The organism is Facilibium subflavum, assembly GCF_003574485.1.
GTDB classification, from domain to species: Bacteria; Pseudomonadota; Gammaproteobacteria; order Francisellales; family Francisellaceae; genus Facilibium; species Facilibium subflavum.
In genome coordinates, this window is record NZ_KZ984706.1 from 1 (window position 1) to 1,345 (window position 1,345).

General features: G+C 38.9%; 1 protein-coding gene. It reads right to left on the bottom strand.

Going from position 1 to position 1,345, the window contains the following annotated elements; genetic code table 11:
• The coding region (gene purD / locus DNK84_RS00535) for a phosphoribosylamine--glycine ligase (RefSeq protein ID WP_162902127.1) at nucleotides 1-988 on the bottom strand (988 nt) is incomplete at both ends.
• Nucleotides 989-1,345: the final 357 nt, after the last annotated feature.

Here is a 1,345-nt window from a genome sequence, read left to right on the forward strand (position 1 = left end):
CCTTTAGGATAACTCTCCGGATAGCCTTTAGAAGCCATCACAACGCCAAGCGCTGTTTGTGGATTCCAATGTGCTTCATAGAACTCCAGTTCCTCATTTAATGCAGCAAAACTCAACTCAATAAGATCGGAGTCTAACCGCATCATAATCGGTTGCGTTTCAGGATCACCAAAGCGACAATTAAACTCTAAGGTCTTTATCTGGCCATTTGGCATAATCATAAGCCCTGCATATAAAAACCCTTTATAAGGGTGTCCTTCTTTTTGCATGCCATCAATAACAGGTTGAATAATGTCTTTCATCACTTTTTGATGGACTTCATCTGTGACAATAGGTGCAGGTGAATAGGCCCCCATTCCTCCTGTATTAGGGCCTTTATCGCCATTGTCTCTTGCTTTATGATCTTGTGATGAAGCCATTGGCAGTGCTGTTTTTCCATCACATAACACAATAAAACTGGCTTCTTGACCATTTAAAAATTCTTCAATCACAATTTCGCAACCTGCTTCTCCAAACTTGTTGCCATTTAGCATGTCATCAATTGTTTGCTTGGCTTGGCTTTTTGTTTGCGCAATAACAACGCCTTTACCTGCAGCAAGGCCGCTTGCTTTAATAACAATTGGCATGGGTTTGTCAGCAATATAGGCCTTGGCTTTTTCTGCATCATGGAAGTTTTGATAATCAGCCGTTGGGATATTATATTTAGCCATAAAGTCTTTGCTGAAGGTTTTAGAAGCTTCTAATTGTGCGCAAGCCTTGTGAGGCCCCAGGCAGTTGAGCCCATGTTGTTCAAAGATGTCAACAATGCCAAGGCTTAGGGGTATTTCAGGTCCAATGATCGTTAATTCAATATGGTTTTGTTTAGCAAATGATACAAGTTGATCAATATCAGTAACTGAGATGGCAATATTTTTGACTTTTTTTTCTCTTGCAGTACCTGCATTTCCTGGGGCAACGTATACAATAGCCGTATGTTCTGATTGCGCAANNGGCCACCATTGCCAACTACTAATATATTCATATCAATCTGCCTTCTTTTTTGCTATAAATTATAGAAGGTAGTTTATTATAAAAAGCAATCACGTGCGAATGCATTTTTTTAAAAAATCTTAAAACATCGCTGTTTTAAGCATTTAGTAGAGACAGTAAGTAATGCAGAAGGTATTTGAGCTGGTTATATAAGGTGTTTGATATGACTTTGTATGCCAGCAGTGGGTTATTTTACACGTTCACATCTGTGTTATTTTCCCAAAGCATGTGGAAATCGACTTTTGTAGCAGCTTACCAGGCAGCATAATCCTGCAAAACAATAATTAGATATATTTTCACACTACAGGACACCTGT